Annotated in this window: 12 protein-coding genes; 11 read left to right on the top strand and 1 reads right to left on the bottom strand. The window is 42.3% G+C overall.

The features are described 5' to 3' along the window. Positions 1 to 173: 173 nt before the first annotated feature. The 11 genes from A3860_RS39170 (at position 174) to A3860_RS39120 (ending at position 11535) form a co-directional block, all read left to right on the top strand. A complete protein-coding gene (locus A3860_RS39170) occupies positions 174 to 674 on the top strand; it encodes a hypothetical protein (RefSeq protein ID WP_158085499.1) in 501 nt (166 codons plus the stop codon). Between the two features lie 34 nt (positions 675 to 708). Beyond that, on the top strand, positions 709 to 1548 hold the full coding sequence (locus A3860_RS39165) for a chromate resistance protein ChrB domain-containing protein (protein ID WP_081156041.1): 840 nt from the start codon (positions 709 to 711) through the stop codon (positions 1546 to 1548). Between the two features lie 73 nt (positions 1549 to 1621). After that, positions 1622 to 2080 (top strand): chromate resistance protein ChrB domain-containing protein, encoded by a 459-nt coding sequence (locus tag A3860_RS39160; RefSeq protein ID WP_081156040.1) that lies wholly within the window; start codon positions 1622 to 1624, stop codon positions 2078 to 2080. Positions 2081 to 2094: 14 nt separating this feature from the next. Then, complete coding sequence (locus A3860_RS39155; protein ID WP_081156039.1) at positions 2095 to 3237, top strand: chromate transporter; 1143 nt, start codon at positions 2095 to 2097, stop codon at positions 3235 to 3237. Positions 3238 to 3247: 10 nt separating this feature from the next. After that, on the top strand, positions 3248 to 4210 hold the full coding sequence (locus A3860_RS39150; RefSeq protein WP_081156038.1) for a DUF1259 domain-containing protein: 963 nt from the start codon (positions 3248 to 3250) through the stop codon (positions 4208 to 4210). 263 nt (positions 4211 to 4473) lie between these two features. Beyond that, positions 4474 to 5841 carry a hypothetical protein gene (locus A3860_RS39145; protein ID WP_081156037.1) on the top strand — a complete coding sequence of 456 codons (1368 nt, stop codon included), beginning with the start codon at positions 4474 to 4476 and terminating at the stop codon, positions 5839 to 5841. A gap of 240 nt (positions 5842 to 6081) precedes the next feature. Continuing rightward, complete coding sequence (locus tag A3860_RS39140; RefSeq protein ID WP_081156036.1) at positions 6082 to 6318, top strand: hypothetical protein; 237 nt, start codon at positions 6082 to 6084, stop codon at positions 6316 to 6318. A 180-nt stretch (positions 6319 to 6498) separates the two neighbouring features. Continuing rightward, positions 6499 to 6855, top strand: coding sequence for a hypothetical protein (locus tag A3860_RS39135; RefSeq protein WP_081156035.1), 357 nt, complete (start codon positions 6499 to 6501; stop codon positions 6853 to 6855). Positions 6856 to 7073: 218 nt separating this feature from the next. Next, a complete protein-coding gene (locus tag A3860_RS39130) occupies positions 7074 to 7469 on the top strand; it encodes a hypothetical protein (protein WP_143774480.1) in 396 nt (131 codons plus the stop codon). Between the two features lie 280 nt (positions 7470 to 7749). After that, positions 7750 to 8208: a hypothetical protein gene (locus tag A3860_RS39125; RefSeq protein WP_143774479.1), complete on the top strand. Its 459-nt coding sequence runs from the start codon at positions 7750 to 7752 to the stop codon at positions 8206 to 8208. 477 nt (positions 8209 to 8685) lie between these two features. After that, positions 8686 to 11535, top strand: coding sequence for a DUF7619 domain-containing protein (locus tag A3860_RS39120; RefSeq protein ID WP_216823617.1), 2850 nt, complete (start codon positions 8686 to 8688; stop codon positions 11533 to 11535). On the opposite strand, the gene A3860_RS39115 is transcribed toward A3860_RS39120, so the two are convergent. Further along, positions 11521 to 12417: a hypothetical protein gene (locus A3860_RS39115; RefSeq protein WP_081156031.1), complete on the bottom strand. Its 897-nt coding sequence runs from the start codon at positions 12415 to 12417 to the stop codon at positions 11521 to 11523. The two genes, A3860_RS39120 and A3860_RS39115, sit on opposite strands and share 15 nt — an antisense overlap. Positions 12418 to 12761: the final 344 nt, after the last annotated feature.

The following is a 12761-nucleotide window of genomic DNA, read 5'->3' as shown; positions in this document are numbered from 1 at the left end:
TGAGCAAATGCGATGACTTTTAACTTTGTTTACGAGGTGCAAAGTATGTACCTTTATCCGGCTTCAAATATTTTACTGTTAAATATCTTCTTGGTAGCGGTTTCCCGGTTATATAGTGCATCCTGATCCCTGATAACAAAGTTGGTTAATTAAATCATTGTTTAAAACTTCACATGATGGTCAGCGCCATTCAAAGGGAAGATAATGCGCCGGCTGAGATCTCCATCAGGCCAGTAGCGATCCCGGATGATATCCGGTGGTTACAACAATGGACAGGCGTAGCAGCCGAAGCCCTTACCACTTTTTATGAGAACACTGCATCGGGCAGTTTTATGCAGTGTATGATGGTATGGGAAAATGAACAACCCATTCTTCAGGTAGACATTTGCGAAGCCCTGTTCGATGACCTCGGCGCCGGCGATGCCGTTGGCCCCGGCGATTATACCCTCCGCCTGCAATTTGCCCCCAATGCGGCCGACAGCTCCATTTGGCGTGGCTTATATAACTGCCTGGATTATGTGTTTGTGACCAGGAAAGCCAACCGCATATTGATACCGGTATATAAAAGCAACCACATGCTGCTGGAATGGGTGAAGGAAGCCCACTTCACGTTATCGGCCGGTACCATGAATACCCCATTACATAAGCTGTATATGCTCACGAAGGCGAGCTGAGTGCCTCCAGCCGGAATAGTCGTAATTTGCAGCCATGAAATGGATAACAAGGGAACGGCCTAAAATTGACCGCATTGCCTGTCCCTGGCTCATCAGGCGGTTTATTGATAAGGAAGCCGAATTCATTTATGTTCCTTTTGACCAGGTGCTCCCCGAAGCAGCCAAACAAAATGCCATTCCATTTGATGTGCCCAATGTTCAATTTACCCACGCCGGACCACTTTGCACATTTGACGCCCTGATAAAAGAATATAAAATAAAGGATGATGCCGTTCATACCATGGCCGTGATCGTAAGAGCCGCCGATACCGACCGGCACGACCTGGCTGTTCAGGCCTCCGGATTATGGGCTATATCAGCAGGGCTTGCGTATAATTATCCCAATGATCATGAATTGCTGGAGAAGGGAATGCTTCTGTACGATGCGCTCTACAGCTGGGCAAAACACCTGCAGCAGGAAAAGCATACCCAGCAACCCTTTGAAGACCTGCTGATCTCTGTACTGAACCGGTATCTTAAAAATAAGCCGGGCTCAAAGAAGAAAACACCCGCCTGGGCGCAGGAGTTAAAAGATATTATCCAGGACCATATCGATGCTAATTTGAGCCTGAAAGAATTATCGAAAGGACTCGACATCAATCCATCCTATTTGTCAAGGGAATTCTCCCGGTATTTCGAGAACATGAGTTTTGGCGAATACATCCGCAAACAGCGTATTGAAAAAGCCATAGCGCTCATGAAGCAGCCATCGTATTCATTAACGGAAATTGCCTACCTCACCGGTTTTTCAGACCAAAGCCATTTTACGCGCATCTTTAAAAAGCACACCGGCCAAAACCCTTCGGTATACAGGAAAAAGCTGGTAAAAAAGTAATCCCCGTACAAATAGTTATATCCATTCTATTTCAGGCATTGCGGGTTAAGGAAATTGCACAAAACTTTCGGGTATGAAGTGGATAACAAGGGAAAGACCCAAAATAGACCGCATAGCCTGTCCCTGGCTAATTAAAAATTTTGTAGACAAAGAAGCGGAATTTATTTACGTTCCCGCAGCGCAGGTGTTTGATAAGGCGGCGGAACTGCAAGCCATTCCTTACGATATACCCGGGGCGGAATACTCCCATTATGGCGATCACTGCACATTCGATTATATAGTTCAGAAGCATGCCATCACCGACCCGGCCGTATTGCAGATCGCCACTATTGTAAGGGGCGCCGATACGGCCTCATTTCACCTGGCGCCACAGGCGGCCGGGTTATGGGCCATTTCTGCCGGATTATCTTATAATTTTACAAACGACCATGAGCAGCTGGCCATTGGTATGAAAATATATGATGCGCTGTATAGCTGGGCAAAATATGTGCAGGCAGAAAAACATACCTGGGACCCCGATCTCTTAAAATAAGAACTTTGTAATAAATGAATGGACCTAATTATACATTACGCGAGCTGACATTGTATTTTCTGAAACTGGGCGCCATTGGTTTTGGCGGACCGGTTGCATTGGTAGGGTATATGCATCGCGACCTGGTTGAAAAACGCAAATGGATCACAGAGGAAGATTATAAAGAAGGACTTGCGCTGGCGCAATTGGCGCCTGGTCCGCTGGCGGCGCAACTGGCGATCTATCTGGGCTATGTTCATTACCGGATCATCGGCGCCACCCTGGCTGGCATCGCATTTGTGCTTCCTTCATTCGCAATGGTACTGGCGCTTGGCTTCGCTTATGTAAAAGCCGGCGGCCTGCCCTGGATGCAGGCGGTTTTTTACGGTATTGGCGCAGCGGTGATCGGCATCATTGCCATCAGCAGCTATAAACTGTCGAAAAAAAGCCTGGTTAAAGACTGGTTATTATGGACCATTGCCATTGTGGTAGCAATGGTTACGTTTTTAACGGAAAGAGAAAACCTTTGGCTGATCCTTACAGCCGGAATTGTTGTGTGGTTGTATAAGTCGCCCCCTAAGTTGAGTAAAAGATTGCCCGTTGTAGTGCTTGTTCCTGTTTTACTGCAAGCCAGTGCTGTGCTGCTCAATGAAAAGCTGATCCAGATCGCCTGGTTCTTTTTTAAAGCCGGCGCATTTGTATTTGGCAGCGGACTGGCCATTGTGCCTTTTTTATATGGCGGCTTGGTAGCCGAATATCATTGGTTGAATGAACAGCAGTTTTTAGACGCCGTAGCGGTTGCCATGATCACCCCGGGACCTGTTGTAATAACTGTAGGCTTTATTGGTTACCTGATAGCCGGTACACCCGGCGCCTGTATAGCGGCCCTGGCCACATTTTTACCCTGCTATTTGTTTACTATTCTTCCGGCCCCTTACTTCAAAAAATATGGAAAGCATCCAGGTATCAGGGCGTTTGTAGATGGCGTTACTGCTGCAGCTGTAGGCGCTATAGCCGGCGCGGTTTGTGTACTGGCTAAGCGGCAACTCACTGATATGATCGCTGTGGCAATGGCTGTTATCACCATGCTGCTATTGTTAAGGTTCAAAAAAATTCAGGAACCGTTTGTTATATTAGCAGCTGCAATTTTGGGACTGATCATAAAAAATTACCTGTAAATACAACATCATGAAACGTAATTTCATATTAGCATGTAGCCTTGTTAGTTATATGGCAGCTTGTAATGATCCGGAAGTGCAAATCAAAAGCGCTACCAGTTCAGCACCGAAAAAAGATACCATATCCTGCTTGCCCGGAAGCAGTAAACTGGATATTCAAAAGATAGAACAGATCACGGGCATGAAAGGAACGGCGAAGAATAATGAATACAAGATCACTGTTCCGCAACATGATCTGAAAGTAGTGGTTGATGGTTTCAAAATAATTCCACCCATGGGGTTGGGCAGTTGGGCTGCATTTACACCCTGTGCCGATAGCGCCATGGTAATGGGCGATATCATTGTAACGGAGAATGACCTGAAGCCGGTGCAACAGGAAGTGATCCGCCAGGGCATGATGATAAGCGCTATCCATAACCATTTTGTGCGGAACCATCCCAATATCCTGTATATGCATATAGATGGAAAAGGCACGGTAGAAAAGTTGTCGGCCAACGTAAAAGCGATCTTTGATAAAGTGAAGGAGGTAAGAGGCAAGGACCCGAAAGAAGGCAAGCCCGACAGTGTGGTGAATACGATCGATATAGCGAAGCTGGATGCTGTTATTGGCGCAAAAGGGGAGATGAGCAAGGGCGTGTATAAATATACCATCGGGCGGCCCGATGTACAATTACAGGAACATGGTATACCGGTGAGCACGTTTTTAGGATTCAATACCTGGGCCGCCTGGCAGGGAACACCCGAGAAAGCAGCTGTATGTGGCGACTTCACCATGCTCGAAAACGAAGTGGCGCCCGTGATAAAAGCGCTGGTTGAAAATGGGATAGAAGTAGTGGCCGTGCATAATCATATGGTTTATGAAACGCCCCGCATTTTCTTCCTGCATTATTGGGGTGTAGGGCCTGCAGATCAACTGGCGAAAGGATTAAAAGCGGCGTTGGACCAAACGGGGAAGAAGGGGATGGGGCATTAATGAGATGGACCTTTAAATTTCTGAAAGCTTCCCGACTTGTCGGGAGGCTTTTTTATTTAGCGGAGATGCCAATCCGCAATTTATACCGGGTGCAACCTCTATAATCTTTACACAATAAAGCGTTCGGATATCCGGATGGCATTCAAAGTCCTACTGTGCTTCTTTTTTTTGACTTTACAGAAATTATATATATTTATGCATTTCCGGTATCACGGAAGTTTTGTTAACCCAATAATTAACTTTTATCAACCTTCATTAGCTTTATGCAAATTTATCTTTTCAGATTCCTTATCGGGAGTCTTATTGTCATTTCTTTTTCAATAAATGTAAAAGCGCAGGATTTTCCCGGAAAAGGGCAAATCGGTAGTATGCTCCCTATTGATGACAACACAGCTGTTGGACATGTAGTTTATGGCTCTTTAAATGAGGCATTTTTAGTTGTGGATCAAAAAGGCCAATTATTGTGGAGTGAACATGTCAGGGGTTATATAAAAGGTGAAGGCAAATGGAATGGCAATGTTATTTTTTTCTATACTGAAAAATCAAATGGTGGACCATTACATGCAACAATTGTTGATCTAAAAGAAAAGAAGATCAGCAAAGACAAGATTATTTATGATATTCCAAAGGATGGTAACATATCTGTTGAAAATGACTCCCGTTATAATTTTAGCAGTCTTTTATTTCGAAGTAATCGGAGTGAACCGCTGATCAATATGATAACACTGTCTGCAGATCTGGAAATTTACACGAAAATGCTAATGCCTGCTGATAGCAGAACTTTTATTGACATTCATACATCAAAACAGGGCGACATATTTCTTACCAGTATGGTTAATAGTAAGTTGATTGCTGAAAAATTCGACAAAGAAGGCGAGGTAAAGAGCAAACTGCAAGTTGACATTGACGTAAGAAATAAAAGCTATTTTACGGCTGTAAGCCGGCTCGATACGTTTGCTAATAATACACTGGTTGCCATACAATATGTGAATACGGATAAAGACAAAGCAATCAGTTTGTACCGCTTTGATTTTGACGCCGAAAAGGTGAAAACGGCGCCTCCTGTATTGCTCGATAAAGTATATGCCGGAACTTTAGAAGAAAAGGAGCCTGATGCTAAAAAACGATTAAAGTCGATAGATGAAATGGTACCGGTCGATATTTTGACCACCCATGATAAGGTTATACTGGTAAAAGAAATCCGCACTTTATATAGCACCCCCAACGCTGTGGCAGCGCTCAATAACGCAGCCGTTGTTTCTGTATTTAATAAAGAGTTGAAACCTTTACATGAAACCGTTCTGAATAAATATTATCAGGCTTATGCCTCCTTTAATTCGCATTTGGTCAGCTTTATTTATAATGAAAAGTTATACGTTCTTTGCGAGGAATCGGAAGGCTTAGCAACCTTTTACGATTATTGTTATATTATTGATTTATCAGCTAATAAAAAAGAGAAAAAGAAGCTTCCCCAGACAGGAGGCCTTATCGATGCTGCCTCCACCGTTTGGTTTAAAAATAGTTGTATCCTTGGATATTTGGATAAAGAATTCGGTGGAATGAAAGGGAAAACGAAGTTAAAGGCAATGACGTACGAAGAGATTGATAAGCTGGTAAATGTTGAGCGGTAAAGTAACATAATGGCGCTAGAGTTAGCTTGTGCTGTGCAGGATTATATTAATATCAAGTGCTGCTTATCAGAAATTGTGATAGCAGCACTTGGTTTTTTGTTTTCTACCAGTCGGTTGATCCTGGCTTGTTGGAGATTTAGATAAAGTCGCATCTGACAATGCTTTTTTAATGGGCAAAAAAGATCTTGAGGTATTAATTGGAAAATTTATTTCTCATGGAGCAATTTCAATATTAAATCAATGAAACAAGAAATCATTCAACAATTAGAGGATGTATGGGAAGTTGATTCGGGCTTTTTTTGGAAATTACGTCAAGGTGATTTTGACAAAGAGCTGTATAATAAGTTTTTAGTCTTGCTTAAATCGATTTCTTTTGAAGGAAGAGTTAATTTCAAGCCGAGTCGTTTCATTATTATGGTACATACCATTATTTATGGTATGGCAAAAAGAACGGGTACAAAACGATATAAGTCTTGAGGAATATAGTATTCTAAAGACAAATATTGAGAATGAATTAGAGAGAATACTTGGAGTTCCATAAGACTATGTGTCGTCCATCTCCACGATTTTTCCACAATATAGCCTCCGGATAAAATTCGACAGATTGCAAAAGAATTGACATGATCAGGTTCTAAAGCACCAAAATAAATTATTCAAATGAAAACTGGAATTTATAAAATTGCTGAGCAAATAGGCAATTATGGATTTTATGGAGAAATTGAAATTGAGGTTGAAATAACCAGTAGGTATCAAAAAGTTGAGTTGGAGTTCGATGATGAGCTCGAACGCTGGCAGTCAGGTGTTTTATTTGGGGCTACTTATTTTCTAGAACATTGCATGAGCAGAATAGGGCTAAATATTAGGGTGAAAGAAATAAAATATAATGAATTAGATACTAGCAATACAATTGTGGCGTATTTGACTTTTAAGGCATTAGTAAGTGCCACTAATTTGGAACTAAAATCCGATATTCTGTTTGATAAGGAATTCAAAGCTTTTGTTTTCCCTAAGTAAATAGGGGAATGTATCAAAGTAGTTGGTGTGTGACCTACGCGAACGCAAATCAGGTTATGGACCTAAGGGATAGAGGAAATTTCCTTAATCTAATGGTCTGGCACAAAAGGATTATAAGAGGGTAAAGCAAATCAAAAATGAGGATAATAATGAAGTGTGGTTGGTTTTTCTGCATAATTGGTGTTTTTTTCATTTGTTGTAATTCGAGTTATCAAAAAATGGAAATTGACAAAGACGAGTATAAGTCCTTCTTCGGAAAAAATATCAATGAGTTTAAAGCTATAGGTTTTAAAATAGATAGTTTAAAATCGAAAGATCCTGCAATTTCATCAAGAAAGCTTTCTGAGTATTTAAATGCTGAAGTAGATTTAAAAAATCTGGATGGGACTAATTCTATTTGGTGGGTCAAGTTTGATTCAATTAGTAACAATAGAAGTATTACTATTATTGATATAAATATGCCAGGTTTAAGAAGTAATTGCACTTCATTTAGCTTTTGCTATTCTGATGCTGGTAGTGATTTAAAAACGAGGTCAAAGAGAAATATAGAATATGAAGCACTTGAAAGAAAATGGTTTTTATTGATCGATAATTCAAATCCTTGTGTTGATTAATAGCGCTGTAACTTCCACGAATTATAGATAGTCGAGCGTCAGGAGTCGGAGCAGGGCTTAGTAGGAATAAGCGAAATTGCCAGGCTGGAAAGGGGACTAAATGACATTTTATGGGCTATGACTTACATATTACCCGAAGAGAGCACTGGAGTGATGAAGATCCAGCTGGGATGCCTAAATAAAGTGATAGGTTCCTGATCTTTAGCATTTGACTGGCAATAAAAAAACTGTATATTAGTGCGGCTACTCAATATTGAATGCCGTAAACCCTATTTTTATCATGAACTCTATTACTTATTTTGCCTTTTTGCTTCCTTCTTTTTTCTTGTCATGGTCTAATGCATCGATCAAAACAAATTATACGCCTCAACCTGCTTTTGGGTGTACAAGCTATTATGATACGACGCTTAAACTAACTGTTTATACCGGCGTAGAAAAAGAACCTGAATATCCTGGCGGCGCGGCTGCCTGGGCACGGTATATAGATAGAAACCTCAGAACTGAAAATATTGATGCCTCAAAGTACTGCAATGTCAGGATCAAAATGATCATAGATCCTACCGGCGAGATCAGAAAAGTAGTACCAATGCGTGGCGATACCGAGGTAAAGGAGCCGAATGCTAATGAAAAGGAAGTATTGCGCGTTTATCTTAAATCAAAGTTTTGGGCGCCGGGTATATGCAGTGGAAATAATGTAACCACTGAATTTTTTCAATCTTTTAATCCTTGTAACAGGTAAAATAATCTTTGTTAGCGAATCAATTGGAGGAGGTCAATACGGCCTCTTTTTTTATGTGCGTCAGGTATATATATCAGCTATAGGGAGCCTGGAAACCTGTACGGGGCAAGGCCGATATAAGGAGATCTTAACAGCGAATTTTCGCCTGCTTCTGCACGTCTATTGGCTTAATTGCACGGTTATTGAACAAAACGACGCAGTTATCGGCTTTTAACGTTTTGACAATAATTATTTATTACCTTTGCCCCTCTTCATTTTAACTGCATCCAATCTTCTATAAAAAGGCACCGTTGTTTTTACCTGTTCAGTTATCACAAAAGCATAGAAACTAATCTTTTATTATTAACCAGATATACGTCTGTCTTTCAAAACAGAGGAATGTCATTGTACATCATTATGCGTAAACCAGTTTCCTTATTAATTATTTTCTTTTTTACGGCTGTTTATTATTGTAATGCCCAGCGAAATGCCCCAGTTATGAAATGGCAAAAGATCTTTGGAGGAACAGCTACTGTAGCAGAGTATATCGGGCCTGGTAAAACATCTTTAATTGACAGGGATGGCGGCTACCTTGTCGCAACCACCAGAATTGGCAGCGGAGGATATGGTGAAGTCGACTTTAAAGTTTACAAATTGGATACCTCAAGAAATATAAAATGGTCTGTCTTGTTAGGTGGATCAGCCTCTGACAAACTTGGTACTTTGCAGTTGGCCCATGACAGCGGTTATATCCTGACTGGTTATACAAAATCTAATGATATCAATGTCTCCGGAAATCATGGCGGAGAGGATGCCTGGGTGGTTAGGTTAAACGACAAAGGAAATATTATCTGGCAAAAATGCTACGGCGGTACTAGTGATGAAACCGGAACGTATATTGAGAAAACAAGCGATGGGTATATACTATTAGGAGAGGCTAAATCTAACGATGGGGATGTTTCCGGCGTGCATCAGGGAAGTAGAGATATATGGGTAGTGAAGCTCGATAAAAATGGCAACATTCAATGGCAAAAATGCCTTGGTGGTAGCGGAGTGGAATTTCCCACTGCCTTAAAACAAACACCTGATAGCGGTTTTATCATAACCGGAACAACAAAATCAAACGACGGCGATGTGCAGGGGCTTCATGGAACAGTAGAGGATATATGGGTTGTTAAAATTGATAGAACTGGTAACATAGAATGGCAAAAATGCCTGGGCGGCACAAACTATGAATATGCAAACGATATAAATATCTCTCTGAACGGAGGTTATATTGTAGTGGGACTTACTGCCTCTACAAACGGAGATGTGACAGGATACCACCCCACGGCACCCGATGAGCAGTACCAAACTAATGATGCGTGGGTTGTTAGTTTGTCTAAAACTGGTCAACTTCAATGGCAAAGGACTTATGGTGGTGATCGGGACGAAATGTTCAGGGGTATTCAGGTATTACCCGATCATACCTATTTGGCAGTTGGCCATACAAGATCTTCCAATGGAGATGTGTCATTTTCATCAGGCGATAACGATTGCTGGCTGGTAAAACTTGATACTTCCGGCCAAATAATCTGGGAAAAGACCTATGTGTCTTCCGGTCCTTACCCAATTGAAAATGGAGTATGCAGTGCAGTAAGGCCTAATGGCAATATTGTTATTGGTGGTAATAACACCAACGGAGGTAATTCTGCCGCATGGCTGTTTGAAGTAGGCTCTAGTAATACTATCGCCGGCTACGCTTTCTACGACGCCAATAGCGATGGCATAAAAAATAATGGCGAATCATTTTTTGACAAGGTTACTATAAAGTCAGGGAAGAATGGCGACACCACATCTGCTATTCCCAGGAATGGGTATTATACAATGGATGTAGATACCGGAACCTATTCCACAAAAGCTGTTCCTTATAACAACTATTATACTATTTCCCCAGCAGCAAAAACTTCTACGTTCAATAGCTATTTCAATACCGACTCCATATATTTTGCGGTTCAGCCATTACCGGGCATCCGGGATGTAACAGTAAGTTTGCTCCCACTTACACCCGCCCGCCCTGGTTTTGCGGTTCAATATAAGCTGGTATATAAAAATGTTGGCACCAACAGTGTAGGGGCAGGTACTATTAAACTTACAAAGGATACCCGGCTTAGTTTAAGCAGCACCGTACCGGCAGCAACTTCTGTTAACGGTAATCTCATTACCTGGGATTACAGTAACCTGGCGCCTAATGCCGAAGCTTCTATTACATTGAATTTTGTACTGGGTACGGCCCCTTCAGTAAATCTTGGCGATACAATAAAGTCAGTAGCAATTATTGAGTCAGATGCTATTGATGTAACGCCCATCGATGATACTTCCACTTTAAAGCAAAGAGTGATAGGATCCTTTGATCCCAACGATAAAACAGAAGCAAATGCCGGTGTAATTACCCCCGCCCAGGTAAGCAATGGGGAATACCTTAATTACCTCATCCGGTTCCAGAACACCGGAACTGATACCGCTTTCAATGTAACCGTTCGGGATACCCTGGAAAGCAGGCTCGACTGGAATTCCCTTCAAATGATCGCAGCCAGCCATGACTATCAGTTGTCTATCGAAGACGGCAACAAACTCACCTGGCAATTCAATAATATCAAATTGCCTTACACAGAACCCGATAGCCATGGATATATAGCCTATCGCATAAAACCCAAATCAACTGTACTGGCAGGGGATATCATAAAGAATACTGCGGGCATTTATTTTGACTATAACCTGCCGGTAGCAACGAATACGCAACAGACTCTGGTATTCCTGTTCTCCCCATTACCGGTCACCTTGTTATCGTTCCAGGCCGCCCTGGATGGCGCTGTGGTAAACGTAAGCTGGACAACCAGTCAGGAAGATAAACTGAAGCGTTATGAAGTACAACGCAGCACCAATGGCATTGATTTCACCACAATTGGTACGGTTCAACCGGGGAAAACGGCTTATCTGTTTAAAGATAAACAACCGGTAGCTGGTTATAATTATTACAGACTGCGGTCGGTTGATATTGATGGATCGCAAAGCTTCTCGACCATGGTGTTGGTGAATGTGAAAAATGGGGCAGACATTATTTCTTCCCTGTATCCTAACCCCGCTACAGGACATGCAACGCTGAAATTACAGGGTAGTGTGGATGGCAATGTATTGGTGCAGGTGCTCGATCAGCAGGGCCGGTTGATCACGACCAGACAATTCGGTGTACAACATACCAATGAATTCAAAATGCCGCTCGATCTGGGAAGCCTGTCAAAAGGAAGTTATGTATTGCGAATAACCGTAGATGATAAAACATACCTGCATAAATTACTGATCCAATAAAAATGAATAACTGATGGTAACTGCCCCGTCTCCAGGCGGGGCTTTTTTTGTGTTGAACAAAGATCCAAACGCACAAGAGTGCGACGCAACAGGTGCTGAGCTGCGATACAACAGCTGACCTCCATCAAAATCAAACCGTTTGTATAGAGGAGTAATGAAATAATATTGTCCATTGGGGTGGATTACCAAACCACCCTGGGCTGGCTGTTGATTTTGGGAGACCTGTTTCTCTCTTACAGCTGGTAATAGTACTGCAAGAATATCGGCTTCGTGCCATTCCTCCTTTAGTAATTGCATGGCCCAGGCGGTTAATTGTTGATAGTAACGCCGGCATTTGTACCGGGAACTTACATGAGCGTATAATTTTGAACCCAATTTTGATGCCCGCGCCAGCAGGCCGGCATTGTACAGTAATTTTTGTTGGTGAGCTTTACGGCGGTTGCGTTTGATGGTCTTGCCCCGCCAATAGGCGCCGGCCGATTTTCGATAGGGCCGTTTGGGTTGAATATGTAATGGGGCAGTAATTGGCTCCTTAAGTTGTTTGCTGGCGACTTCTTCCACATATCGCTGCAACAGTACCTGCTGTATTTCCTGTTCGCTTTTCCCTACTTTTAGCATGGTATAAGCTTCGCCGGTAAAAGACCGGTACATCCAGCCCTGGCGCCAATATTCGGGCAACTCGTTGTAAACCAGGGAGCCAATGCGGGAAGCTTTTGCCAATAATCCGGCATGATAGCGGGTGCGTTCAAATTCAGGAGAACGAAGCACCCGTTTTTTGGTAAGCGAGCTTTTTGTGCGCACAAAGTTCCTGCCCGCCATACTGTAAAATGTAAGGTTATGCATGGTGCGGTTAATGATAAATGGGGCAAAAACTTCGGCCATAAAATAAAGTTCAGAAGTTATAATACCCCCAATTTATGTATTTGACAAAATTGATCCTGATCAACAGCACAGATGCAGCAACAAGGGAACGTTATATGTGCCGTATACACTCAGGCATGTCCAGCCGTACCATAGCTATAAGAAAAGTTATGCTAAGCCGTAGTTGAACGCTGCCAGCTCCGGTGATGCTTCTACCACGCGAGGTATTTAAAGCGCATTTTCTAAAATGGTGGCAGGGTGGGGCAGCCGCTTTAAAGATTCTATGATGTTGATTAACAATACTCAGATTCTTCTTTGATTGTGTAGGCTTATCTCATCCAAAAATAGCTAGGAGATCAATGGGG

Source organism: Niastella vici, from assembly GCF_002077945.1.
GTDB lineage: Bacteria > Bacteroidota > Bacteroidia > Chitinophagales > Chitinophagaceae > Niastella > Niastella vici.
The sequence above is the reverse complement of the archived record's forward strand: the minus strand, read 5'-3'. Positions and strand labels throughout refer to the sequence as shown.

Bases quoted from the DNA above. Each gene is read 5' to 3' on its own strand.
- A3860_RS39150 (WP_081156038.1), top strand. From the start codon at position 3,248: ATGAAACGTAATTTCATATTAGCATGTAGCCTTGTTAGTTATATGGCA.
- A3860_RS39135 (WP_081156035.1), top strand. From the start codon at position 6,499: ATGAAAACTGGAATTTATAAAATTGCTGAGCAAATAGGCAATTATGGA.
- A3860_RS39140 (WP_081156036.1), top strand. From the start codon at position 6,082: ATGAAACAAGAAATCATTCAACAATTAGAGGATGTATGGGAAGTTGAT.
- A3860_RS39120 (WP_216823617.1), top strand. From the start codon at position 8,686: ATGAAATGGCAAAAGATCTTTGGAGGAACAGCTACTGTAGCAGAGTAT.
- A3860_RS39170 (WP_158085499.1), top strand. From the start codon at position 174: ATGATGGTCAGCGCCATTCAAAGGGAAGATAATGCGCCGGCTGAGATC.
- A3860_RS39160 (WP_081156040.1), top strand. From the start codon at position 1,622: ATGAAGTGGATAACAAGGGAAAGACCCAAAATAGACCGCATAGCCTGT.
- A3860_RS39155 (WP_081156039.1), top strand. From the start codon at position 2,095: ATGAATGGACCTAATTATACATTACGCGAGCTGACATTGTATTTTCTG.
- A3860_RS39125 (WP_143774479.1), top strand. From the start codon at position 7,750: ATGAACTCTATTACTTATTTTGCCTTTTTGCTTCCTTCTTTTTTCTTG.
- A3860_RS39145 (WP_081156037.1), top strand. From the start codon at position 4,474: ATGCAAATTTATCTTTTCAGATTCCTTATCGGGAGTCTTATTGTCATT.
- A3860_RS39115 (WP_081156031.1), bottom strand. From the start codon at position 12,417: ATGGCCGAAGTTTTTGCCCCATTTATCATTAACCGCACCATGCATAAC.
- A3860_RS39130 (WP_143774480.1), top strand. From the start codon at position 7,074: ATGGAAATTGACAAAGACGAGTATAAGTCCTTCTTCGGAAAAAATATC.
- A3860_RS39165 (WP_081156041.1), top strand. From the start codon at position 709: ATGAAATGGATAACAAGGGAACGGCCTAAAATTGACCGCATTGCCTGT.